Annotated in this window: 21 protein-coding genes; 11 read left to right on the top strand and 10 right to left on the bottom strand. The window is 62.7% G+C overall.

Annotation, left to right across the window (positions count from 1 at the left end; all coding sequences use genetic code 11):
* Window positions 1-33: 33 nt before the first annotated feature.
* Genes RHP72_RS08200 through RHP72_RS08190 form a run of 3 tightly spaced genes read left to right on the top strand, consistent with a single transcriptional unit; the run spans window position 34 to window position 4,094 of the window.
* Window positions 34-1,011: a TauD/TfdA family dioxygenase gene (locus RHP72_RS08200; protein WP_042452972.1), complete on the top strand. Its 978-nt coding sequence runs from the start codon at window positions 34-36 to the stop codon at window positions 1,009-1,011.
* Window positions 1,008-3,329 (top strand): arylsulfatase, encoded by a 2,322-nt coding sequence (locus RHP72_RS08195; protein ID WP_054187842.1) that lies wholly within the window; start codon window positions 1,008-1,010, stop codon window positions 3,327-3,329. Before RHP72_RS08200 ends, RHP72_RS08195 begins: the two co-directional genes overlap by 4 nt.
* 15 nt (window positions 3,330-3,344) lie before the next feature.
* A complete protein-coding gene (locus RHP72_RS08190) occupies window positions 3,345-4,094 on the top strand; it encodes an SDR family NAD(P)-dependent oxidoreductase (RefSeq protein ID WP_003942076.1) in 750 nt (249 codons plus the stop codon).
* A 15-nt stretch (window positions 4,095-4,109) separates the two neighbouring features.
* On the opposite strand, the gene RHP72_RS08185 is transcribed toward RHP72_RS08190, so the two are convergent.
* From RHP72_RS08185 to RHP72_RS08170, 4 genes are all read right to left on the bottom strand, one after another.
* A complete protein-coding gene (locus tag RHP72_RS08185) occupies window positions 4,110-4,868 on the bottom strand; it encodes an ESX secretion-associated protein EspG (protein WP_054187843.1) in 759 nt (252 codons plus the stop codon).
* Window positions 4,865-6,403 carry a hypothetical protein gene (locus RHP72_RS08180; protein ID WP_311094554.1) on the bottom strand — a complete coding sequence of 513 codons (1,539 nt, stop codon included), beginning with the start codon at window positions 6,401-6,403 and terminating at the stop codon, window positions 4,865-4,867. The genes RHP72_RS08185 and RHP72_RS08180 overlap by 4 nt, the downstream gene beginning before the upstream one ends.
* A gap of 120 nt (window positions 6,404-6,523) precedes the next feature.
* A complete protein-coding gene (locus RHP72_RS08175) occupies window positions 6,524-7,720 on the bottom strand; it encodes an Ig-like domain-containing protein (RefSeq protein WP_042452959.1) in 1,197 nt (398 codons plus the stop codon).
* 32 nt (window positions 7,721-7,752) lie between these two features.
* Window positions 7,753-8,796 (bottom strand): UDP-N-acetylmuramate dehydrogenase, encoded by a 1,044-nt coding sequence (locus tag RHP72_RS08170; RefSeq protein ID WP_047268936.1) that lies wholly within the window; start codon window positions 8,794-8,796, stop codon window positions 7,753-7,755.
* Window positions 8,797-8,870: 74 nt separating this feature from the next.
* On the opposite strand from RHP72_RS08170, the gene RHP72_RS08165 reads away from it, so the two are divergent.
* From RHP72_RS08165 to RHP72_RS08155, 3 genes are all read left to right on the top strand, one after another.
* Complete coding sequence (locus RHP72_RS08165) at window positions 8,871-9,368, top strand: DUF2505 domain-containing protein (protein ID WP_003942023.1); 498 nt, start codon at window positions 8,871-8,873, stop codon at window positions 9,366-9,368.
* Window positions 9,369-9,444: 76 nt separating this feature from the next.
* The gene (locus RHP72_RS08160) at window positions 9,445-9,945 is read left to right on the top strand and encodes a DUF2505 domain-containing protein (protein ID WP_007735352.1); all 501 of its coding nucleotides are present in this window, start codon (window positions 9,445-9,447) and stop codon (window positions 9,943-9,945) included.
* Between the two features lie 7 nt (window positions 9,946-9,952).
* A complete protein-coding gene (locus tag RHP72_RS08155; protein ID WP_311094553.1) occupies window positions 9,953-10,741 on the top strand; it encodes a class I SAM-dependent methyltransferase in 789 nt (262 codons plus the stop codon).
* A gap of 69 nt (window positions 10,742-10,810) precedes the next feature.
* Here the strand turns inward: RHP72_RS08155 and RHP72_RS08150 are convergent, their stop codons facing one another.
* From RHP72_RS08150 to RHP72_RS08140, 3 genes are all read right to left on the bottom strand, one after another.
* Window positions 10,811-12,853, bottom strand: a complete 2,043-nt coding sequence (locus RHP72_RS08150) for an Ig-like domain-containing protein (protein WP_311094552.1) — start codon at window positions 12,851-12,853, stop codon at window positions 10,811-10,813.
* An 81-nt stretch (window positions 12,854-12,934) separates the two neighbouring features.
* Window positions 12,935-14,371: an Ig-like domain-containing protein gene (locus RHP72_RS08145; protein ID WP_042923274.1), complete on the bottom strand. Its 1,437-nt coding sequence runs from the start codon at window positions 14,369-14,371 to the stop codon at window positions 12,935-12,937.
* A gap of 310 nt (window positions 14,372-14,681) precedes the next feature.
* Window positions 14,682-15,260 (bottom strand): hypothetical protein, encoded by a 579-nt coding sequence (locus tag RHP72_RS08140; RefSeq protein WP_003941523.1) that lies wholly within the window; start codon window positions 15,258-15,260, stop codon window positions 14,682-14,684.
* 127 nt (window positions 15,261-15,387) lie between these two features.
* Between RHP72_RS08140 and RHP72_RS08135 the strand changes: the two genes are divergently transcribed.
* Window positions 15,388-16,158 carry a DUF2993 domain-containing protein gene (locus RHP72_RS08135; RefSeq protein ID WP_007735358.1) on the top strand — a complete coding sequence of 257 codons (771 nt, stop codon included), beginning with the start codon at window positions 15,388-15,390 and terminating at the stop codon, window positions 16,156-16,158.
* On the opposite strand, the gene deoC is transcribed toward RHP72_RS08135, so the two are convergent.
* The gene (gene deoC, locus RHP72_RS08130) at window positions 16,155-16,820 is read right to left on the bottom strand and encodes a deoxyribose-phosphate aldolase (RefSeq protein WP_047268935.1); all 666 of its coding nucleotides are present in this window, start codon (window positions 16,818-16,820) and stop codon (window positions 16,155-16,157) included. The two genes, RHP72_RS08135 and deoC, sit on opposite strands and share 4 nt — an antisense overlap.
* 64 nt (window positions 16,821-16,884) lie before the next feature.
* Here deoC and purU point away from each other — a divergent pair, with 64 nt between their 5' ends.
* Window positions 16,885-17,772 carry a formyltetrahydrofolate deformylase gene (purU, locus tag RHP72_RS08125; protein ID WP_003941509.1) on the top strand — a complete coding sequence of 296 codons (888 nt, stop codon included), beginning with the start codon at window positions 16,885-16,887 and terminating at the stop codon, window positions 17,770-17,772.
* Here the strand turns inward: purU and RHP72_RS08120 are convergent.
* The gene (locus tag RHP72_RS08120; protein ID WP_050793986.1) at window positions 17,769-18,446 is read right to left on the bottom strand and encodes a GntR family transcriptional regulator; all 678 of its coding nucleotides are present in this window, start codon (window positions 18,444-18,446) and stop codon (window positions 17,769-17,771) included. The genes purU and RHP72_RS08120 overlap by 4 nt on opposite strands.
* 173 nt (window positions 18,447-18,619) lie before the next feature.
* On the opposite strand from RHP72_RS08120, the gene RHP72_RS08115 reads away from it, so the two are divergent.
* The 3 genes from RHP72_RS08115 to RHP72_RS08105 are packed head-to-tail and all read left to right on the top strand — an operon-like array spanning window position 18,620 to window position 21,518.
* Window positions 18,620-19,372, top strand: coding sequence for an HpcH/HpaI aldolase/citrate lyase family protein (locus RHP72_RS08115; RefSeq protein ID WP_162114626.1), 753 nt, complete (start codon window positions 18,620-18,622; stop codon window positions 19,370-19,372).
* Entirely contained in the window at window positions 19,369-20,733 is a 1,365-nt protein-coding gene (locus RHP72_RS08110; protein ID WP_162114625.1) for an MFS transporter, read from the top strand. The genes RHP72_RS08115 and RHP72_RS08110 overlap by 4 nt, the downstream gene beginning before the upstream one ends.
* Window positions 20,721-21,518: a carbon-nitrogen hydrolase family protein gene (locus RHP72_RS08105; protein ID WP_270009182.1), complete on the top strand. Its 798-nt coding sequence runs from the start codon at window positions 20,721-20,723 to the stop codon at window positions 21,516-21,518. Before RHP72_RS08110 ends, RHP72_RS08105 begins: the two co-directional genes overlap by 13 nt.
* Here RHP72_RS08105 and RHP72_RS08100 read toward each other — a convergent pair.
* On the bottom strand, window positions 21,515-22,546 hold the full coding sequence (locus RHP72_RS08100; RefSeq protein WP_021333908.1) for an alpha/beta fold hydrolase: 1,032 nt from the start codon (window positions 22,544-22,546) through the stop codon (window positions 21,515-21,517). The genes RHP72_RS08105 and RHP72_RS08100 overlap by 4 nt on opposite strands.
* Between the last annotated feature and the right edge of the window lie 123 nt (window positions 22,547-22,669).

The raw sequence follows: 22,669 nt of genomic DNA, 5'->3' as shown, positions 1-22,669 counted from the left end.
TTGGGTGGGCACACTCCCCACGAAAGGTGCACCATGTCTACAGCTTTCGCCAAGCCGACCCTCACGAATTCGGCATCAACGAACGGAGCGGCCGTTGACGCCGCTCGCGGCACTGTCACCACCCTCGGCGCGCATATCGGCGCCCGAATCGACGGAATCACTCTCGGCGGGCATCTCGACCCGGCGACGATTTCCCTCATCCGGCAAGCACTTCTCGAACACAAGGTGATCTTCTTTCGCGGGCAAGACCACCTCGACAACGATTCGCAGTACGAGTTCGCCCAGCTGCTGGGTACCCCGACCACTGCCCACCCCACCGTGAAGTCGCACGGCGCAAAAGTTCTGCCCATCGACTCGGACCTGGGCAAGGCCAACAGCTGGCACACCGACGTCACCTTCGTCGACCGCATCCCCAAGGCTTCGATCCTGCGCGCGGTGCAGCTACCCGAATACGGCGGTTCCACGACGTGGGCGTCGGGGGTAGCCGCCTACAACGGACTGCCGGATCCGCTCAAGGCGCTCGCGGAGAACCTCTGGGCTCGCCACACGAACGTCTACGACTATGCGGCAACCAGCGCCGAGCGGCTCACCGAAGATCGCACGGCCGCCTACCGCGAGGAGTTCCAGTCCACGTACTTCGAGACGGAACACCCGGTGGTGCGGGTCCACCCCGAAACCGGAGAACGCACGCTCGTCCTCGGACATTTTGTCAAGAACTTCGTCGGGTTGAGCACCGAACAGTCGAACGGTGTATTCAAGCTCTTGCAGGATCACGCCATCAAGCTCGAGTACACGACGCGGTGGAACTGGGAAGCGGGTGACGTCGCGATCTGGGACAACCGCGCCACCCAGCACTACGCGATCGCCGACTACGACGATCAGTACCGGCGTCTGGAGCGCATCACCCTTGCCGGCGACATCCCGGTCAACATCCACGGGGAACGAAGCCGCAGCATCGCCGGCGACGCTTCCGAATACTCGATCATCGAAGGCGCCTCGACTCTCCCATGACTTCACCGGATTCCGCCCCTCCTCCGCACGCCCGCGGATACGAAGGCTTCGAGGGTCGAATCGGCCGCACCGCAGCCGATTCGACCCCGTCGTGGCCCACCTCCACGACCCCGATTCCCGGATCACCCAACATCGTCGTGGTTCTGATCGACGACATGGGGTACAGCGACATCGGGCCGTTCGGCTCCGAGATCGAGACTCCCACCCTCGACCGCCTTGCCGCGCAGGGCATTCGGATGACCAACTACCACACGACGCCCCTCTGCTCGCCGTCGCGCGCAGCTCTTCTCACCGGCCTGAATCCGCACCGCGCCGGGTACGGTTTTGTCGCCAACGCCGATCCGGGCTACCCCGGACTGCGTCTGGAATTGGCCGACGACGTCCAGACACTCCCCGAAATCCTCCGCGGCGCGGGCTATGCGACCTATGCCGTCGGCAAGTGGCACCTCGTACGCGACGCCAACCTGGCCCCGGGACGAAGTCGTGACTCCTGGCCGACGCAGCGCGGTTTCGATCGCTACTACGGCTCACTCGAAGGCCTCAACTCCTTCTACTATCCCAATCAACTGATCTCCGACAATTCTGTGGTCGACGTGGACGAGTACCCCGAGGGGTACTACCTCACCGACGATCTGACCGACAAAGCGGTCGGGTACATCAAGGACCTCCGCGCCCACGATCAGGACAAGCCGTTCTTCCTCTACTTCGCACACGTCGCCATGCACGGACCGTTGCAGGCCAAGCCTGCCGACCAGGAAAAGTACCGCGGCCGCTACGACGAAGGGTGGGATCGAATCCGCGAGTCGCGGTTCGCCTCTCAGCTCGTGCAAGGCCTCTTTCCGGAAGGTACGCAACAAGCACCGCGAAACTCCGAACCCGGCTTCGACGTCCCCGAATGGGAATCACTCACGCCGGAAGTGCAGTCCAGGTTCGCCCGCTACATGGAGGTGTACGCGGCGATGGTCGACTCGATCGATCAGAGCGTCGGACGCATCGTCGACACCCTGGACGAACTCGGCGAGCTCGACAACACGATCATCGTCTTCACCTCCGACAACGGCGGCACCGCCGAGGGCGGTTCGGACGGGACCCGAAGCTACTTCGCACAGTTCGCGCATATTCAGGATCCGGACTGGGTGGGCGATGTCCCCCACGACGAATCCCTCATCGGCGGACCTGAATTGGGCGTCCACTATCCACGTGGATGGGGACAGACGTCCAACACCCCGTTCCGGTTCTACAAAGGGCAATCCTTTGCCGGCGGGATCCGTGTTCCTTTTCTCCTGTCCTGGCCCGCTGGATTGAAACCCGGAGCAGACGACAACGGGATTCGCGACCAGTTCGCGTACGTCACCGACCTGACCCCTACGCTGCTCGAACTGGCCGGAATCGACGCACCCAGTGTGCGAAACGGGCTCCCGGTGAAAGAGTTCGACGGGGTGTCTTCCGCGTCCGTTCTGCGTTCGTCTGCCGCTCCGAGCACTCACACCGAGCAGTACACCGAGATGACCGGCAACCGTGGCTACTACAAGGACGGCTGGAAACTGCTGGCTCTCACCCCGGCGGACATCGACAAACCGCACTGGCAGTTGTTCGACGTCCGCACCGACCCGACCGAGCTCGACGACCTGGCATCACGGTTTCCCGACAAGGTTCGCGAACTCGCCGAGGCCTGGGACCACTCGGCGTGGGCGAACACCGTGTTTCCTCTACTCGGCAATACCGTCGGCGCGGTTCGCCGTCCGGAGGAAGGAGCACTCTCACGCCCGGTGCGACTACTTGCCGGAACGCCCCCGCTGGAGCGCTACCGCTCATCCAAGCTGATCGGGTTCCGCGACTTCGACATCACGGTCGAACTCGACGGTTACCGCGAAGGTGACGCCGGTGTCCTTGTCGCCCATGGCGATCCGCAGGGTGGGTACCTTCTCTACGTCGAGGACGGGCACCTGCATCTCGGGTACAACGCGTTCGGTTCCTACTCCGTTGTCGACGCCGGACCGCTGGCGCTCGGCACCGAACGCATCGAGCTGTCGGTGACGGTGGTACCGCGGTTGCGTTGGGATCTCCACGTCAGCGTCGACGGCATTCACGCGGGCCAGCTGCTCGGGCAAGTACAACTGGTGGGAATGGCGCCGTGGACCGGTATCTCGGTCGGTGTCGACGCCAGGGGACCTGTGTCGTGGGAGGTACGACGACGCCATGGTCCCTTCCGGTACAGCGGCGCGCTGCGCGCCGTCACCTACACACCCGGTCGGATACAAGTACCGCGTCGTCACATCGAATCCATCGAACGGGAAGCAGAGTATGCCGCCGACTAGCCCTACGATTGCATCATGACCATTTCTTCCGATGCCCGCATCGCCGTAGTCACCGGAGCCAGCTCCGGAATCGGTGAGGCCACCGCCCGCACCCTGGCAGCTCAGGGATTCCACGTCGTGATCGGTGCTCGCCGCGTCGATCGTCTCGAGAAGATCGCCGAGGAAATCGGTGGTACCGCTCTCGAACTCGACGTCACCGACGAGGATTCCGTCGACGCGTTCGCGGCCGTGGTCCCACGTGTCGACGTGTTGGTCAACAACGCGGGTGGTGCAAAGGGTCTGGCAACAGTCCTGGACGCCGATCTGGACGACTGGCGGTGGATGTGGGAGACCAATGTTCTGGGCACGTTGCGTGTGACGAAGGCACTGCTGCCCAAGCTGATCGATTCGGGTGACGGTCTGGTCGTGACCATCACCTCGGTGGCCGCGCTGGAGGCATACGACAACGGCTCGGGCTACACCACCGCCAAGCACGCTCAAGCCGTCCTTCATCGGACATTGCGTGGTGAACTGTTGGGCAAGCCCGTTCGACTGACCGAAATCGCGCCGGGAGCCGTCGAGACGGAGTTCTCACTCGTCCGGTTCGAGGGCGATCAGGACAAGGCCGACAAGGTGTACGAGGGAATCACACCGTTGGTGGCGCAGGACATCGCCGAGATCATCGGTTTTGTCGCGTCGCGGCCGTCACATGTGAACCTCGATCAGATCATCGTCAAGCCGAGGGATCAGGCAAGCCCCGGTCGGTTCCACCGCACCACCAGCTAGTTCGAATCGTTCTGACTAACCAGTGCGAATCACCCGGTGCAGGACGAGGCCGAGATTGCGTGCAATCTCGGCCTCCGTCATTTCCGTGGAAGCGCTACGGGCACTTACGGTTTCATCAGCGGTGACGATGTACCGACCATCTCCGGCATAGTCGTACCAGTGGAACGTTATGCCGTCGTCTGTCGGTCTGCTGTCCACTGCTCCTCCCGGGTATGTGGTGACTTCACCGATCGAGGTCCGCTCTCGGCCGAAGAATCTGCTCACTTCCTCGCTCCCGCGCGCACCGGCGGCACTGCTCAGGAAGCTCGCTCTACCGGAAGTTTTCGGCCTTTCGATGCTCACACCACGCTCCGATCCAGCGGGGCAGGTCGGCAGGTGATCGACGAGCATCCGTGGAATTGCCGATGGGCGTACCACGGTGAAAACCACGTCGGAGCCACAGTCGACAGTCCTGCCGGGCAGTTGAGTCAGGAGCACCCCCAGGTCGCCGGCAACAACGCCGTGCAATCGCGTCACCGTACTCATGTTCTGCCCGTGAAAACCGGAAACCTCAACGCGAGCATCAGGATTCGCAAGAGCACCGAGAACGTGATGCAGCCGATCGTCGAGCAACCAAGCCAGGTGTGCTCCCGCTCGACGTCGCTCTTCTGTCAGCTCGTTCATGGTTTCGGCCGTCGGACGAAACCGCAGCGGGTACGGGAGTCGGTCACGTCCGACCGCTTCCCAGAGAATCTGGAATTCGAGGCCGGTGAACTGCCACTGCATGGTGGTCATTCGCCCAGCACCGCCGGGGAGACCATCGGTAGGTCGCCGACCAGGGCATTGCCGTTCTCGACTGTGACGAGGTAGCCGGGGGTGTCGTGAACGTTGTCTTCGTCTTGCCCTTGCCCTCGTCCCGGTGCCATGCCGCCGACGCCACCCATCGCGCCCCGACCGCTCTGCGCGCCCGTCGCCGAGGTACCGCCAGTTCCGTTGACGCCCCCACGCCCGCCATTGGCGAGGCCGCCCACGCCGCCAGGGCCGAGAGCGCCACCTCCGGTTCCACCTGGCCCGAAGCCTCCGGTACCGATTCCACCTGCGGAACCACCACCCGAACCGCTACCCATGAGGCCTGAAGGCACTCCGGAACCGAGCTGAGCACCATTCGGAGTTGCACGAGCTAGGCCATCTGGCGCTGCACCGGCGGACAGTGGACCGGCATGTGCCGCCGTGGTCCCGACCGGGTCGGAATCGGTTCCGGATCGAACTGCATCGACGTTCGGATTCCCTTGGGCATCAACGCCGCTACGGTTGTCACCATTTCCGGAATCGGTGCCGGATGGATTCTGACCGGAACCGTGTCCGGGCGGGTTTGCCCCGCCGGAGTTTCCACCGTCCGCTCCCCCGCCAATTCCGCCACCCGATGTAGATGGCGTGCCGAGCCCGTTTCCTGGACCCGAAAAGTTCCCACCGTCGGCACCACCACCACCGAATGCGCCGCCACTTCCAGCCCCGCCACTTCCAGCCCCTCCACCGCCGGTGACCGGATTGAATGCGGCCGGGAGGATCGGCACCTGATCGTCCGCACGCTTCATGGACGGCAGATACACGTCCTTCATCACCTGGCGCGCTTGACGTTCGGCTTCTTCCGCTTCGTATTGGGCCTGCTTCCATGTAGCCCCGGGAACCATGCTGAGAAACCTCTCGACCGTCGAGGCGCCGTCGGGGGCCGGAATCGAGCGTTTGGCCTCGTCGAGTGCGATCTTCGCCTCCTCGATCTTGTTCGAGATCAGATCGACCCGCACCTTCAGCTCACCCGCATCAGCCGAGTAGACCAGCACTGCTTCCAGCGCAGCCGAGCCGCCGCGCCCCTGCCAGCCTTCGGTGATCGCACCGTTCACGTCGTTCTGGAACTTCCCGATGCCGGCTTCGACCCGGCCTGCAATGGCCTTCCAAGCCTCACCGATCGCACTCAGGGTTGCCGGATTCATCTCGTTGACGTGGTCGAAGATTTCGGAGTGCGACATCGCATCGAACGGATCGTCGTCCACGATTGCGTGTTCGCTGTACTCGAGCGACGACGTCTGGGCGGTGAGGGCATCGCGCTCACCCCAGGCTCGTGCGCGCTCCACATCGGCGTCGACGGTCGCAGCAGCCATCTCGTCGTCGAACGCGCCGCGGTCGTCGGTTATGGATTGCACCAGAGCAGATGTAGCGATTGCGCTCGCGATGGGAGTGCCGACAACTGGCAATGCCGCCACGCCAGGAGGCACGGCCTGCGTCGCTTCGGAGATTCTTCCCAGCACGTCTTCCAGAAATGGAATGCCCACCGCTGTCCCCCTGAAGTCGAAAACCCCCGTCGGACTCCCCCGAGCCGACAGCACTTACCTGTACAGACGCAAGCAGAGCCCGGACGGTTCCCTCATCCACGGATTTACCGCAGTACAGAGTTACGGCAGTGCCGACATCGACTTCCAGGTCGGCAGATCGATTGCCCAGTCGTAGATGTCGCCGTCCGCAGGAGACAGGTCGATCGACGTGCCGGTCACCTCTACGGGGTCACCGTAGAGGGCGGTTCCGAAGTATTCCTGCGCGTCGGATGTCGACAGGTTGATGCAACCGTTCGTGACGTTCGACGAGCCCTGCACCCCGGTGGTCTCAGGATTGGCGTGGATGAATTCGCCGTTGTTGGAGATGCGCACAGCCCAACGCTCGCGCACGTTCTCGTAGAACGGCGGATTGGACATCATGAAGTCTTCGTACTTCTCCGTCACCATGTGAATGCCGCTGCGCGTGACGTTGCGAGGTTCGTTTCCCTCGCCGTAGCTGACGGGAATGTCCATGATCGTCTGACCGTCGCGCACCACCTGCATGCGGTGGCTGGGCGCATTCGCCTTCACGATCTGGCTACGACCGATCGTGAAGTCGAGCGTGAGATCCTGGTCGCCGAAGGCGCCACCGCCGTAGTTCAAGCCGTAGAGCTTGGCGTCCAGATGGACAGTCGTGCCCGGCACCCAGTAATCGGCCGGACGCCAATGGGCCCGCGATCCGCCGTTGTCGTCGGCCAGCCAAGCCCACGATCCGGCGGTGGGCGGCACGGTGGTCACGACAAGCGCCTTCTCGACGGCCGCCTTGTCGACGACGGAGTTGTCGAACTGCAACGTGATCGGTGCCGCGATACCAACTTCTTGGCCGTCGGCGATGTTGAGGGTGGCGCCGGTGGTCGACTCCGGGGCAACCGTCGTAAAGCTCCCTTGGACTGGCACGGATTTACCGTCGGTCCCGGTTGCCGAGCCCGACCACGAATACGTGGTGCCGTAGCCGAGTGCCTCACTGACGGTGAACGATGTCTTGTCAGGCGACAATTGTCCTGCAACGGCTTTACCGGCTGCGTTGCTGAGGCTGACGTCGGACAGCGTTCCCTGGGTCACCGCCACCGAGACGGGAGCGACCGGGCTGACATCTTTGGTGCCGGGCGCCGGCGTCGACACCACGGTCGCCACCGGTGCTGGCTCGGCGGCCGCCGCGCCGCCCTGTCCGTCCTTGCCACCGATCGTGCAGCCGACGACGGCCACCATCACAGCGAGCAATACAGCTACCAACGCAACAAGACGCGAACGACTTCTCCTACCACCCAGCTCATGCACTTCAACAGGCTACCTGCGGGCTCCGTCAGGAATCAGATGGTGCAGCCCACAGTTACCGGTTCCGGTTCCAGGTGGACACCGAACGCGGCTTCGACGCCGTCGCGCACTGTCCGCGCGAGCGAGACCACATCCGCGCTCGTTGCCGACCCTCTGTTGGTCAACGCCAAGGTGTGTTTCGTCGACAGCCTGGCCGGTGCATCTTCACCGGGATAACCCTTCGAGAATCCGGCCCGTTCGATCAACCATCCGGCCGAGAGCTTGGTTCCACCACTGCCCGGGAACTGCGGCACGGTGACGTCTCCGAGCTGTTCGGTTATTGCTCCGAGCACAGCGGGCAGCTTGTCGTCCGGCACCACGGGGTTGGTGAAGAAGGAACCCGCGCTCCAAGTGTCGTGGTCGTACGGATCGAGCACCATCGCCTTACCCGTCCGAAGACCCAGAACTGCCTCGCGGACCTGCGACGCAGGTAACCGCTCGCCTTCTTCGGCCCCGAGTGCGGTGAACAGTTCGCGGTACGCGAGCGGGGCACTCAGTCCGTCGGTCGACGCATCGAATTCGACGGCGAGAACCACTGCTGCATCGGAATGCTTGAGAACGCTCGACCGGTAACCCAATTCGAGTTTCGACGGTTCGACCCACGACACTTCGCCACTGCGTCGGTCGAGCAATTGAACCTGCCGGAGCCGCGAGCCCACCTCGACGCCGTACGCGCCGACATTCTGCACCGGCGTCGCACCGGTCGAGCCCGGAATCCCGGACAGGCACTCGAGGCCACCCAGTTCCGCGGCGACCGATTGACCGACTACTTCGTCCCACACCGCGCCCGCTTCGGCGACGACGCGGTCCGTGTCGAGGCTCACGGTGGTGTTGGCCACACGAACGACAACTCCGTCGAATCCCGAGTCGGAGATCACGAGATTGGATCCGCCGGCGAGAATCAGCGTCGGGATCTGCTCGCGATCGAGCAGCGTCACGACGTCGATCAACGACTGCGTCGTCGGACATTCGGCGAGCAGCCGCGCCGGTCCCCCGATTCGGAGCGTCGTCAATCCCGACAAGTCAACGTTCTCGGACACGAAAGCGCCTGATTCCACGACGCGTCTGCCAATGGTTACGTCCCACACATCGATAAACGGTAGCCTCCACAATCGTGAGCCGTCGCATCGAGCATTCGTCGAAGTACACAGTCCCCGCCGAGAAGGTCCATGAGGCGGTGACCTCCGAGCAGTACTGGCGCGACCGAATCGTCGCTGTCGGTGGTCCCGGCGCAACGATCGAAGAGCTGACCGTTCGCGACGAGACCGTCGCGGTCACGATGTCGCAGATCATTGCCGCAGAGCATCTCCCCAGCATGGTGTCGAAAGTCGTCAACGGCGACATCGTCATCAAGCGCAGTGAAACGATGGCGCCTTTCAAGGACGGCAAGGCCACCGGCACCTTCTCCGCCCACGTCGACGGCGTTCCCGCCCGTGTCGAGGGCACGCAGGTGCTGACAGGTGACGAGAACTCCGCCACTCTCGAGATCGACGGTGAGGTCGAGGTCAAGATCCCGTTCCTCGGCGGAAAGATCGAAAGTGCGATTGTCGACGAGGTTGTCCGGCTCATCCAAGCCGAACAGGACTTCACCCGGGAGTGGATCGCGAAGTAAAACCCTGCGGGCGGCGGCAGTTGTGGATACAGCCGATTTGGCTTGTCACAGCGTGTAACCGGTATTCTTTTCGATCATGGCTCGCCGCATCGACTACTCCGCCCGCTATCAGCACTCCCCCGAGCAGGTCTATGCGGCGCTGGCGGACCGCTCGTACTGGGAGGCCCGTGTCGAGGAGATGCGCAAGCATTCCGAGAACCATGTGGAACATTTCGAGGTCACCGATTCCGGAATCGATCTCGTGCTCCACCACATTCTTCCGCGCACGGATTTGCCCGACATCGCTCAGACAGTGATGAAGAAGGATCTTGTCATCACTCGTAAGGAGTCGTACGGCGCCTTCGGTGACACCGTGACCGGAACGTACGAAGCGTCCATCCCGGCCGGGCCGGGGAGTTTGTCCGGCACCATGGAGTTGTTCGCGACCGATACCGGGTCCACGCTGCGAACCACGTCCGAGGCCAAGGTCTTCATACCGTTCATCGGCGCGAAGTTGGAGCAACTGATGCTCATCAACCTCGTAGATCTGTTCCGCACCGAAGCCCAGGTCACCGCGACCTGGCTCGCCGCACGCTGAACCCGGCGTGAAGAAAGCTCCACCCCCGAAGATCGAGGGGATCATCACCCGTGGCACGACGGGAATCAACAGACTGCGACGTAGTGACCGGTGGATCGTGCACAACCGCACTATCGCGCACGCCCTGAACAACGCGACCGATCCGTTGATCGTCGACCTCGGGTACGGGGCGAGGCCGGACACCACCTTCGAGATGGCAAGCCGCCTCACCGCTGTCCGGCGGGATCGACGCGTCATCGGGCTCGAGATCGACCCCGCCCGCGTGGTCGAGAGTCGTGACGGTGTCAGCTTCGCCCGTGGTGGATTCGAACTTGCCGGTCTCACACCCGTCTTCGTACGCGCCTTCAACGTGCTCCGGCAGTACCCGGAGGAGGCTGTGGACTCTGCGTGGTCACACATTCAGTCCGGTCTCGCACCGGGCGGGCTGCTACTCGACGGAACCTGCGACGAACTCGGGAGACGTTGCGCTTGGGTGCTTCTCGACGCTGATCGTCCATTGACCCTGACACTGGCCTGGGACCCCTTCGACATCGAGCGTCCTTCCGACATCGCGGAACGTCTCCCGAAGGCTCTCATCCACCGCAACGTTCCCGGTGAGCCGATCCACGCGTTGCTCAGCGCGGCCGATCGAGCCTGGGCCACCGCCGCGCCGCACGCCTCGTTCGGACCTCGCCATCGTTGGGCCGCCGCATTGGAAATTCTTCGGGCGCAAGGAATTCCCGTGCAACCCGCGCGGCGACGTCTTCGTGACTGCATCCTGACCGTGCCCTGGCACGTCGTAGCGCCGAATCCCTGAACTCACAGACGGAAACGCCCCGCCGCGGAGGTGTTCTCCGCGGCGGGGCGTCTGTGTGCAGGCGTCGGGCTAGGACCCGAAGATGTTTTCCAGGCTTCCCAGTGAACCGGTCGAACTGCCGCCGTTGCCGGGATCGCCGCCGTCGGACGCTGCCGTTACCTTGACGGTGACTGGGGCCTGGGTCTCGGAACCGAGATAGCCGTCAGTTCCGCTGAACACCGCGGTGATTCGGCGATCTCCGAGTTCGGTGAAGGTGTGCGAGAGCGTGGCCTTACCGTTCACCACCGCAACTGGTCCACCGATCGGGGTGGTTCCGTCCATGAACTGAACCGTTCCTGCGCTGAGCGTAGGTACCACTGCCGCAACGAGATCAACCTTCGCGCCCTTGACCGCTGACGCCGGAGCGCTCACGGTGATGGACGTTTCCTGATCCTCCGCGGCCGGAGCCGTGACCGAAACCGACTGAGCGGCCGAGGTAGAGGTGAGGAATCCTGTTGCACCCGAGTAGACGGCCGTGATGTCGTGCGTGCCGACGCTCGCGAACTCGTGCATGATCGACGCCTTGCCCTCGACGACCGGCACCGGCGAGCCGAGATTGCCCGAGCCGTCCTTGAACTGCACTGTGCCGCCCACCGGCGTCGGCGTGACGGTTACCGACAGACCAACTGCCGTACCGGTTTTTGCATCCGCCGGAACGGTCAAGACCGTCTGGGTCTGCTGGTCGGTGGGAGCCGGCGCCTTGACGTTCACGGTCTGGGCGTTCGATGTCGAGCCCAGGTAGTTACCCGAACCCGAGAACACTGCGGTGATGCTGTACTCACCCGCCACGTTGAAGGTCGGCGTGGTTGTTGCCTTACCTGAGGCGTCCACGGGAACCGGGGATCCCAGATCCCTGCCACCTTCCTTGAACTGCACGGTTCCGCCTGCAGCACCGGTCGAGACGGAGGCAGTGAACGACAAGGCCTCCCCTGTCGAACCTGTCGACGGGCCGACGAGGGTAGTCGTTGTGTTCTCCTCGACCACCACCGGAGCGACTGTCAACGCATGTGGCGCCGACGTCGAAGTCTGGTAGACACCGGAACCGGAGTACACCGCCACGATCGAATGCGCTCCGACTGCATAGGAATTCGTCAGCGAAGCCTTGCCGTTGGCATCGACGGGAACGGCGCCGCCGAGGTCGGTTGCACCGTCCTTGAACTGCACCGTGCCACCCGCCGGAGTGGGCGACACCGTAGCCTCGACGGTCACGGACTCACCTGCAACTGCACTTGCGGGACCGGTGATCGCGGTTGCAGTGCTCTTGTCCGCTTCGGACACTACGACGTCGACAGCCGACGACGTGGAGGTCGCCACCTTTGCATTACCGAGATACTTGGCCGTCACGCTGTGGGTTCGGACGTCAGCCGGTGTCCAGGCAAGCGTTGCAACACCATTGGCGAGCGCGCCCGCACCGACCTTGGTGGCACCGTCGAAGAACTCCACCGAATCACCGTCGGCACCACCGGTCACCGTCGCGCTCAACGGAACAGGTTGTCCCAACTTCACGCCACTGGTCGGTGACAGCGTCGTCGTCGAAATGTTCTTCGACACCGTCACCGCCGGGCCCTTGTTCTGGAAATCGGAACTCGTCACTGACGCGTTGTAATGCACCGAAGTATCCAACGGCACCTCACGCGCACAATCCGCGCCCACCGTGTACTTGAACTCGAAAGTCTTCGAGTCGTTGTTGTACAGCGGCCACTCTGTCAGTGACCCCTTCACACGAACAAAATCAGCACCCTTGGACTCGACACTCCGCGTCGAACCATTCACCTTCGCTGAACCCTCGACGTACGTCAGACATGTCGGATGAACATCCTTGATCGCATACAGGTAATCCACGACGATGTTCTTCCGCTTGAACACAGTCTTCACGGTGATCGTCTCGCCCTCGGACGGAGTCACATTGCTGATCGTCCGCGTGTATTCGTAGTTGTTCGCATTCCACGTCAACGAACCCGGTGTCTCCGGCGCAGCTCCCGCAACCCCGACACCCGCAACCACCGCGAAACCCGCAGCAACAGCAAACACACTCAGACCTGCAACTGCACGACGTGCAGAACCTACAGACATAGATTTTCCTTCTCGAGAAGTGAGGGATATGGGTGATGCCCCACCACCTGAAGCGGGCGGGGCATCACCGGGTATCGATTGCTAGGAGCCGAAGATGTTGCCGAGGCTGCCGAGCGAACCGGTGCCGTTGCCTGGTTCTTCACCGTCGACGGGTGCGGCGATCTGGACGGAGACCTGATCGGACGATGCCGTCACCGTGCCGGCGCCCGAGTACTCCGCCGCGACAACTCGCTGCCCTTGAGTTGCGGGCTTCCACGAAAGGCTGGCCTTTCCGGATGAATCGACCGTGGCCGTGCCGATGACGGTCTCGCCGTCCTTGAAGGTGACTGTGCCACCCGCATTGGCGGGGCTGATTTGAGCGGAGATCGTCTGGGCAACGCCGACCTGGCCCGCTACTACGCTGAGATCTGTTGTGGAGCTTGTTGTTCCGGCGGGCTGTTCGGCGACTGTCACATTCGCGGTGGTACTCGACCCGGTGACACCGGATCGACCGGCGAATACGGCTTCCACCGTCTGTGCACCGGCGACCGTCGGAACCCAGGCATAGGTCGCTTCACCGTTGCCTGCCACCGGCACCGAAGCGAGCACCGTTCCGCCGACCTTGAACGTGACCGTTCCACCGGTGCCCGACGCGGACACAGTCGCTTTGAGATTGGTCGACTTGCCGACCTGCGCGCCCGAGATCGGCGCCAGAGTCGTGCTGGACTGAGCATCGGCCTGCGAAACGTTCACGATCAGCGCTGCCGAAGCGGAGCCGACGGCACGCGCCGTGTCGGCGAACTTCGCTGTGATCGAGTGGTCTCCACGGGTGGTCGGTGTCCAGGCAAGTGTTGCAACACCATTGGCGAGGGTACCCGCACCAATCTTGGTGGCGGCGTCGAAGAACTCCACCGAATCACCGTCGGCACCACCGGTCACCGTCGCGCTCAGCGTCACCGGTTGCCCCACCTGAGCGCCACCGACGGGCGCAAGTGCTGTCGTCGAGACGTTCTTCTGAATGTTGACCGAAGGACCACGACCATTTGTCGTGTCATTCACCCAAGCCGAACCGTCGAAATGCACTGTGCTTGCCAGATCGGTCCCGCGCTCACATCCTGCGCCGACCCGATACTGAAACTCGAACGACTTCGTATTGTTCTGATACAACGGCCAATCCGTGATGCTCGCGCTCACACGCACAGAATCAGCGCTCACCGGCGTTTCCGGGGAATAGGCCTTCCCGTTCACCTTCGCCGAGCCCTCGACATACGTCATGCACGACGGATGAAAATCCCGAACCGCGTAGAGGTAATTGACCACAAAGTCGGTCCGCTTGAACACTGTCGTAGAGGTGATCACATCACCTTCCGACGGCGTCGCGTTACTGATCGTTCGTGTGATCTTGTAACCACTCGAATTGAACTCCGCCGTCACCGGAGCCGCACCAGCAACCCCGACGCCCGCAACCACCGCGAAGCCCGCAGAAACAGCAAAAACACTCAACCCACCGACAACACGACGAACACCACTCACGGACATCCAGATCCCTCTCGACAACGGGGCAGACAGGCGTCCAGGACAAGCGTCCGTCTGCTTTCGATGCCGTGACGTTATCCCATTGACTGTAAAGTAACTACGCTTTTCGCAGATTTAGTTCATCGGCGACATCGCCGAACTGCAGTAACAGTGGGCTGAACGTCCCGAACCGCACATCTGGATGCGTTCTTACCTGCGCTAAAGACAAACCAGTCGCCCGAAAATAGCGATTTACAAATCTCTGATATCGGCGTCATATTCGATTTCGGGCGTGATGCCAGAAGGTCGCAGGAGCCTCGAAGATCTCTCTCGGCTACAGGCTTGCGGCCAGAGCCAACTCGACCCGAACAGCAACGTCGACGCTCGCGTTCTCACACGAGAGATACAGCTCGTGCGCGTCCAGTCGACCTATCGCGACCGCATCGGCGACTACTTCGTTGAGCAGGACTTGAGAAATTCCACCGGAAGCGAGGTCGTGCACGGTACGCAAAGGCGTGGTGATGCGGATGGGCCCGATCTGTTCACACTCGTCGTCCGCGAGCGGCAGTCGGTGCAGTGCTACCTGGCGGGTCGGCGCCGCGAGAGGGTGCGCAACGGAGAGGTGAATGAAGCGAGGTTGGAGGTGCCCGAGGCCATGCAGATCTGCGGCACTGTAGTGCGAGACGGTGGCGCTACCGGCGAACCACGTGCACCACTTCGCGAACTCGTCCAAGGCGGTATGTCTGACGCGTTCGAGGCGAAAAAGCCCGCGGCACTCACATGTCCATGTTCCGGATTCCGTCATTTCTTCCATCAACGCCAGACCGAAACCCAGTTCGGATGCCTGGAGAGCCGTGACAAATCCGCACTGTCGCAGCGCCAGCAGCTCGAGTGATTCGTAGTCCGAAGCCATGACCACCTCCGGTGACCGTCGAAAACGCCGTTTCGAACAGACTACGGGCGAGTGTGTCGCGCATCACAGGAATGAGGAAGTGCGTATTCACAGAGTTCGTTCAGACTCGTCGGGAAGAATCTGGCGAATGACTGTCGCAGCGAACAACCCTCGTCCGCGCAACCGAGTGCTCATCATCCTTCTCGTGGTGATCGCCGTACTCGTCGCGGCGCTCGTCGGTGGAGAACTGTACGTACGCAACCAGGTGAAGACCTGCATGGCCGATCAGTTCCAGAGCGAACTGGGATCCCAGGTCGACGTCGGGTTGAGCTGGAAGCCCGTACTCCTGCAGGCAGTCGACAAGAAGGTGCCGTACATCAGCATCGACAGTGACGACTCTTCGTTCGGCCCCGCAACGGGAATGCAGGTTCACGCGAAGGTGAACGACATCAACTTGCAGCCCTCGGCGGGCAACAGCGGCACCATCGGCAGCTCCAGCGCCGACGTCACCTGGTCTACCGCAGGCATTCTCGCCACCTTGCAGGAACAGACCTTCGGCGGGCTCGTCTCCGGCGTCACCGCCGACTCGAGCGCCGGAACACTCGCGTTCGACGTCGGTCCGGTCGGGCTCGCGAAGCTCACGGTCAAGCCCACCGTCACCAACGGTGTGGTCGACGTCCAGACCGTCGGCGCCGAGATTCTCGGATTGGGTCTGCCGACCGATCTGGTCGACGGCATCGTCCAGACACTCACCGACAGCCTGCAGACCTACCCGCTGGACATGAAGCCCACGAAGCTGACCGTCACCGACGACGCTATCCAGATCTCGTTGGAGGGCGGCGCTTACGCCATGCCCGTCGCCGACGCGAACAACCAGAACACCTCGGCGGTTCCGGACAGCTGCGGCCTGCTGACCTAGTCGGCCAGACCGTCCAATACTGCTCGACTTCCGGATAGTCCGAGGCGGGTGGCGCCGGCCGCGATCATGTCGAGCGCTGCCTGCGTCGTACGTATTCCGCCACTGGCCTTGACTCCCACGCCCGGGCCGACCGTCTGCGCCATCAGTGCGACGGCCTCGACCGTCGCTCCACCCGCGGGGTGGAAGCCGGTGGAGGTCTTGACGAAGTTCGCTCCGGCACGCACAGCTGCGCGGCAACATTCGACGATGGCCTCGTCGGACAGCGCTGCGGTTTCGAGGATCACTTTGAGGATCGCACTCTCCCCCATCGCCTCGCGGACGGTGAGGATATCGGCCAACACCGCGCTGTAGTCGCCGGCGACCGCCGCTCCTACGTCGATGACCATGTCGATCTCGGCTGCGCCTTGATCGACGGCCAGTCGCGCTTCAGCACCCTTGACCAGCGAATGATGCTTCCCCGACGGGAATCCGACGACGGCCGCCGTCACAAGTCCCTCGGCGCGAATCGGCAACATCGACGGCGAGACACAGACAGCCAGCACACCGAGGCTGCGTGCTTCGTCGATCAGGGCGGTCACATCGGCCGCGGTGGCTTCGGGTTTGAGGAGAGTGTGGTCCACCATCGCGGCAACCTGGGAACGAGTGAGTGCAGCTTCAGACATGTTGGAAAGCTTGGCACACCACCACACGACCGTCGCTGCAGCCGCACCTGAGAGACTAGGCCGCATGACCGCTGCACCATCGATCGATGATCGTCGCTATGTTCTGTCCCTCGGCTGCCCCGACACCACGGGCATCGTCGCACGCATCTCGACCTTTCTCACCGACGTCGGTGGATGGATCGTGGAGGCTGCATACCACGCCGATGCCGACACCGGATGGTTCTTCACGCGTCAGGCGGTCCGTGCATCGTCGGTGAGCATGAGCATCGACGAGCTTCGTGAACGGTTCAAAGCTGTTGCGGCCGAGATCGGTCCGGAAACCGAGTGGACTCTTCACGACTCCGGCGCACCCAAGAAGATCGTGTTGCTCGTGAGCAAGGAAGGTCACTGCTTGCATGACCTCCTTGGCCGCGCCGCGGGCGGGGAACTCCCCGCAGAAATCAGCGCCGTCATCGGAAACCACGAAGATCTGCGCAGTGTCACCGAGCGCCACGGGATCGACTTCCACCATGTTCCGTTCGCCAAGGACCCGGCAGAACGGGGACCGTCCTTCGAGAAGGTTCGCGCCCTGGTCGACGCTCACAATCCCGACGCCGTGGTTCTTGCCCGATTCATGCAGGTGCTGCCCGAATCACTGTGCGAGCACTGGGCCGGGCGCGCGATCAACATCCACCACAGCTTCTTGCCGTCGTTCATCGGTGCCCGCCCCTATCACCAGGCGTTCGCCCGCGGCGTGAAGTTGATCGGCGCCACCTGCCACTACGTGACCGCCGAACTCGATGCCGGTCCGATCATCGAGCAGGACGTGATCCGTGTGGACCACGCCGACGATGTCGCCGACATGGTCCGTCAGGGTCGAGACATCGAAAAGCTCGTACTCTCCCGCGGACTGCGCTGGCACCTCGAGGATCGTGTGCTGGTCCACGGGCGCAAGACGGTCGTCTTCAGCTAAGGCTGATCAGCAGGCAAGAGGGCAAGGACCTCCGGTACCGGCCGGAGATGTGCGGCCAGAATTTCGAGAGCCTTGTCTGCATCGGATTCGTCCAGCGCCGCAACCAAGGCGCGGTGCTGGGCATTGATCGTGTCGAGGCGGTGCGGTCCCACGTTGAGTGCGCGCACCGCAACTCTCTGCTGCCGTGACCGCAGCGACTCGTAGAGTTCGGTCAGTACCGAGTTCTGAGCAGCTCTGACCATCGCAAGATGGAACTGCCGGTCGAGACCGGAAACCTCGAACCAATCACGCTCGCGCCCTGCTGCTTCCATCGGTTCGATCAGCTCGATCATCGACGTCGGTGCGCCGAAGCCTCGGGCGCACAGCACAGTCACCGCGTGACCCTCGATCAGTTGCCGGCTCTGGTAGACCTCTTCGAGCTCTCGGGCCGTCACCGTTCGTACCTGCGCACCCTTGCGCGGCAGGAGGGTGATGAACTTTTCGGCGGCGAGCCGATGGAATGCCTCTCTGACCGGTGTTCGGGACACTCCCATGGTTCCGGACACCCACAGCTCGTCCAGGAATCGGCCGCCCTCGATCGATCCACGAATGATCTCGTCCCGCAACCAGACGTAGACACGGTCGCGTGCCGGCCCCTGGGCGGCTGACGGGTCGGCAGTTGCCGGTGTCGACATCACAATCCCTTCGCACTGGCGTCCGCCGGGTTGACGAACTTGTAACAAATTCATCATACCGACTCTGGACACACCAAGTATTCACTGTGTATACATGACGTATACGACAGTTGTGCGGGCCGTCACACGATCCGATCAGTCGTAGAATCCCAACTGCCAAGGAGCCCACCAGCATGTTCAGCACTCCCGCCGACCGCCGTCACGCGATCTGGCTGTCCGATCCGAGCTTTGCCGCAGCAGAAATCGCGCGCGGACTCGGCTACGGCGCGGTGATCCTCGACATCGAACACGGGTCGTTCGACCTTGCCGACCTCGAGCGATTCATCCCCTTCCTTCGCGCCCTGGAAATGGAGGTTCTCGCGAAAGTCCTCGGACCCGAGCGCGGACCCATTCAGCAGGCTCTGGACTTCGGCGCTACTGCCGTTGTCATTCCACACATCGAAAATGCTTCTCATGCAAAGGAAGTCACTGCGTTCGCCAAGTTCCCACCGCTCGGTGATCGCAGTTTCGCGGGCGGACGCACGACCAACTACGGCGGCTTCACCGACGACTGGGTCCGTCGCCAGGACACGTCCACTCGCTGCTACCCGATGATCGAAGACGCGGGAGCAATCGAGAACATCGCGGACATTCTGGCACTGGAGACCGTCGACGGCGTGTTCGTGGGCCCGTCTGATCTATCGCTGCGCCGAGAACGCGGTGCGTACACACGCACCGACGGCGATTTCGCCGACCTCGCTATCGTTGCCGCAGCGGCAGCCGAAGCAGGCAAGCCATGGGTGCTGCCGGCGTGGAGTGTGGAAGAGAAGGAATTCGCCGTCCGACACGGCGCTGATCAGATGGCGTTGATTATGCAGCACGGTGCCCTCGCCGCCGGCTTCGCCGGACCGCTTGATCAGATCACTCGGATTCGGGAGTCTCGATGACAACACAAACCTCGGAGCCCGGCTCGTCACCGACGGAGACGGCCGTCCCGCAGAAGATCGGCCGTGCTCGTTGGGGTATCGCCGGAGTACTCGGTGTCGGCATGTTCGTCAACTACATCGACCGCGTGAACCTCTCCATCGCCGCACCGGAGATCATGCGCGACTTCGACATCAGCGCTTCGCAGATGGGAATGGTCTCGTCCGCGTTCCTGTGGACGTACGCCATGCTCCAGATGCCGATCGGTTCGTTCATCGACCGCATCGGCGTGCGGTGGGTCAATCGAGCTGCCGCGTTTCTCTGGGCCGTGGCGTCGTTCGCCTCCGCTGCGGCAGGTGGACTGGGAATGCTCCTGGTCGCCCGACTCGTCCTCGGTGTCGGCGAAGCGCCTACTGTCCCAGCCGGCTGGAAAGCAATCGGCCAATGGTTCCCGAAGCAGGAGCGCGGGACCGCGACTTCCATCTTCGACGGGTGCGCCAAGATCTCGAACGTGATCGGCATCCCGATCATGGCGTTCTTGGTCACGACGTTCAGCTGGCACGCGGCCTTCATCTTCACCGGCATCCTCTCCGTGGCCTACCTCGCGATTTGGTGGCTGCTGTATCTGACGCCCAAAGAGGCACTGGCGAAAGGTCGGCTGAGCCAAGCGGAGTTCGACTACATCCGCGAGGGCGGCGCCGAAGACGAGGACGCAGAAACCAGCGGTTCGCTCAATGGTTTGGGCTACCTCCTGCGGCGACGCAAGACTTGGGGACTCGCCCTCGGGTACGCGTCCTATACGTACGCCTACTACGTGCTCTTGACCTGGCTCCCCGCCTACTTGGAGAAGAGTTTCGGGGTCAACCTCCTCAAGGGCGGCATCTACACGATGATCCCGTGGCTCGTCGCCGTGATCGCACAGTTCCTCATCGCCGGCATCCTGATGGACAGGTGGTTGGCCAAAACGGGTGACGTCACCAAGGTCCGCCGTACGGTCCTCGTGGTCAGCCTCCTGGCATCACTTGCTGTCACGGGAGCGGCATACGCGGGATCGATCGCAGTCGCCCTGATCTTCCTCTCGATCGGAGCCGCAGGACTGGCAGTGTCGGTCCCCGCAGGTTCGTCCATCGTGGCGCTTATCGCGCCGGAGGGATACACCGGGTCGCTCGGCGGCATCGTCAATTTCGTGGCGAATCTGCTCGGAATCGCGGCGCCCATCGTGACCGGCATGGTGGTCGACGCCACCGGTTCGTTCGCCGGCGCGTTCATCGCGACCGGTGCGGTACTCATCGGCGGAATCTTCTGTTACACCGTGGTGCTCGGCAAGATCGAGAGAATGCCGGCGCCCCAAGCCCAGAAAGGCACAACCACATGGTCGACGTAGCAATCGCACAGTACGCCCCAGGACTCGACAAGCAGTCGAATCTCGAGCAACTCACGAAACTGGCAAGCGAAGCGGCGGAATCCGGTGCTCGCATCGTGGTCGCTCCCGAGTACGCGATGTTCACGGCTCCGAGCATGGACTCACGTTTCGTCTTGACCGCCGAGTCGCTCGACGGCGAATTCGTCTCAGCGCTGGCAGACCTCGCAACAACTCTCGGTATTCACATAGTCGCCGGGATCAACGAGGCAGTTACGGGCTCCGACAAGATCTCGAACACCTTGGTCGCCCTGGCCCCGAAACTCGGTGTCGTTGCGATCTACCGAAAACTGCACCTGTACGACGCTTTCGGTTACAAGGAATCGGACGTCGTCCGTGCCGGTGAGATTTACGACCCCGAAACCTTTGTCGTGGAAGACGTCCGGTTCGGTCTTCAGACTTGCTACGACCTTCGCTTCCCGGAAACGACACGACGGATCGTCGATGTAGGCGCCGACGTTCTCCTCCTCCCGGCAGAGTGGGTGCCCGGCCCGTTGAAGGAAGATCACTGGACAACTCTCGTCCGCGCCCGCGCGATCGAGAACACGATCTACGTCGCGGCGGCCGACCAATGCGCACCGGCGGGATCAGGCGCGAGCATGATTGTGGATCCGATGGGCGTCATCGTCGCATCTCTGGGAGAACGCGTGGGTATGGCGACTGCAACCGTCTCCCTCGAACGAATCGCGGAGGTTCGGATGAAGAATCCGGCTCTCGAACTACGCAGATTCGGAGTCACCGCGCGCTAGAGATTGCGCAGTCGCACGATTTCCTTGTCGAACTCGTCGATGTTCTCGATCGACGACATGTGACCGACGCCCGGCAACACGATCAACCGTTCGAGGTTGCCGGCGTCGTCGAGGACTTGCGCAAGCTTGCGCGCATGGACCGGCGGAGTGAGCCGATCGAGCGAACCGACGAGCACGGTGGTCGGCACTTCGAGATTGTCGAGTCCCTCGTGAATGTCGAGGGTGCTCAGCGCTGCTCCCCAACCTCCACGGATGCGGGGCTTGCACTCACGAACGATGTTCTCGCAGAACTGAATCTCGGCCTTGGTCGCGTTCGGTGACATCGAGACGTACTGGATCGCCTTCGTCATGGCGCCCGAGGAGACGAACGGAACGGGCGAACTGAGGATGGCGCGGCCCACGGGGACCGGCACGCGAGGGAAACGATTGGGCAGTGGGATGACCGTGGTCTCGGCGATCAACCTTTCGCTCGCGGTGCTCGCGAGCATGACCGCCGACGCGTACTTCTTGACCTCGTCGGGGTGACGACCCGCCCAGGCGATGATGCTCATCCCGCCCATGCTGTGACCGACGATGACGGCCTTCTTGTCCTCGCGAACCGTGGCCGCCAGCACTGCAGAGAGATCGTCGGCAAGGACGTCCGGGCCGAGCGGAAGATTGCCGACGGTGCTGCGGCCATGACCGCGCTGATCGTAGGTGATGACGCGATATTCGCCGGCAAGCGCATTGACCTGCGGGTACCAGAATTCGGTGGAGCACGTCCAGCCGTGACTGAGAACGATCGGATCGCCGTCGACGGGACCGTAAGCCCGGACATTGATGATCGCACCGTCGTCGGTGGTCAGTTCGCTGATGTCAGCTTTGAGAGTCGGAGTCTTCAGGAGTGCATTGGGCTCGACGTCGCTCGAAAGAGTCAACCCACGCGTGGATCGCCGATGACGGATCCCAGCGACGGCCGCGACGAGTGCTCCCACTCCGACGGCGCCTGCCAGTACTCGAAGCTCTGTGGTGCGCGAACGACTGGACATGCATTTACCCCTGACTGCTGCTGACGACAGACGGATGCAATCTATGTGTGACTGCCGTTAACCGACACTATCACTCGAACAACGCCCGTTGTCAGCGTTGGAGAGAAGAGTGGGGCAGCACAC

The sequence above is a fragment of the Rhodococcus sp. SG20037 genome (genome assembly GCF_031763325.1).
Lineage (GTDB): Bacteria > Actinomycetota > Actinomycetes > Mycobacteriales > Mycobacteriaceae > Rhodococcus_F > Rhodococcus_F qingshengii.
The sequence above is the reverse complement of the archived record's forward strand: the minus strand, read 5'-3'. Positions and strand labels throughout refer to the sequence as shown.

Coding starts and splice junctions, on each gene's coding strand:
- RHP72_RS08200 (WP_042452972.1), top strand. CDS start 34: ATGTCTACAGCTTTCGCCAAGCCGACCCTCACGAATTCGGCATCAACG.
- RHP72_RS08195 (WP_054187842.1), top strand. CDS start 1,008: ATGACTTCACCGGATTCCGCCCCTCCTCCGCACGCCCGCGGATACGAA.
- RHP72_RS08190 (WP_003942076.1), top strand. CDS start 3,345: ATGACCATTTCTTCCGATGCCCGCATCGCCGTAGTCACCGGAGCCAGC.
- RHP72_RS08185 (WP_054187843.1), bottom strand. CDS start 4,868: ATGACCACCATGCAGTGGCAGTTCACCGGCCTCGAATTCCAGATTCTC.
- RHP72_RS08160 (WP_007735352.1), top strand. CDS start 9,445: ATGGCTCGCCGCATCGACTACTCCGCCCGCTATCAGCACTCCCCCGAG.
- RHP72_RS08150 (WP_311094552.1), bottom strand. CDS start 12,853: ATGTCTGTAGGTTCTGCACGTCGTGCAGTTGCAGGTCTGAGTGTGTTT.
- RHP72_RS08145 (WP_042923274.1), bottom strand. CDS start 14,371: ATGTCCGTGAGTGGTGTTCGTCGTGTTGTCGGTGGGTTGAGTGTTTTT.
- RHP72_RS08140 (WP_003941523.1), bottom strand. CDS start 15,260: ATGGCTTCGGACTACGAATCACTCGAGCTGCTGGCGCTGCGACAGTGC.
- RHP72_RS08135 (WP_007735358.1), top strand. CDS start 15,388: ATGACTGTCGCAGCGAACAACCCTCGTCCGCGCAACCGAGTGCTCATC.
- deoC (WP_047268935.1), bottom strand. CDS start 16,820: ATGTCTGAAGCTGCACTCACTCGTTCCCAGGTTGCCGCGATGGTGGAC.
- purU (WP_003941509.1), top strand. CDS start 16,885: ATGACCGCTGCACCATCGATCGATGATCGTCGCTATGTTCTGTCCCTC.
- RHP72_RS08120 (WP_050793986.1), bottom strand. CDS start 18,446: ATGTCGACACCGGCAACTGCCGACCCGTCAGCCGCCCAGGGGCCGGCA.
- RHP72_RS08115 (WP_162114626.1), top strand. CDS start 18,620: ATGTTCAGCACTCCCGCCGACCGCCGTCACGCGATCTGGCTGTCCGAT.
- RHP72_RS08110 (WP_162114625.1), top strand. CDS start 19,369: ATGACAACACAAACCTCGGAGCCCGGCTCGTCACCGACGGAGACGGCC.
- RHP72_RS08105 (WP_270009182.1), top strand. CDS start 20,721: ATGGTCGACGTAGCAATCGCACAGTACGCCCCAGGACTCGACAAGCAG.
- RHP72_RS08100 (WP_021333908.1), bottom strand. CDS start 22,546: ATGTCCAGTCGTTCGCGCACCACAGAGCTTCGAGTACTGGCAGGCGCC.